Annotated in this window: 1 protein-coding gene; it reads left to right on the top strand. The window is 28.4% G+C overall.

Annotated elements, in window-relative coordinates:
• Window position 1: 1 nt before the first annotated feature.
• Window positions 2-282, top strand: a 281-nt coding sequence (locus ABGF48_RS08510; RefSeq protein WP_408105902.1) for an IS110 family transposase, incomplete at its 3' end; no start/stop codon positions are given.

Below are 282 nucleotides of genomic sequence, written 5' to 3'. Positions count from 1 at the left end.
CATTAAAGGTTTAGAAAAGTTTAGGGATTTTCTTGATTATTTTAATCTTGATATTAACAATTGCATTATTGGAATGGAAGCAACTGGTCACTATTGGCTTAGTCTTTATTCTTTTCTTCTAGAGCTTGGATTTAATTGTATTGTAATAAATCCAATTCAATCAGAAGCTTTCAGAAAAATGTACATAAGACAAACTAAAAATGATGCTATTGACTCTTTTGTTATCGCTCAAATCATGAGATTTGGAGAATACTCAATCTCAAATTTTTCTGATGAAGATAT

This window comes from Helcococcus bovis (genome assembly GCF_046035835.1).
GTDB lineage: Bacteria > Bacillota > Clostridia > Tissierellales > Peptoniphilaceae > Helcococcus > Helcococcus bovis.
Note: the sequence above shows the minus strand (reverse complement) of the source record. Positions and strands in the feature narration are given on the sequence as shown.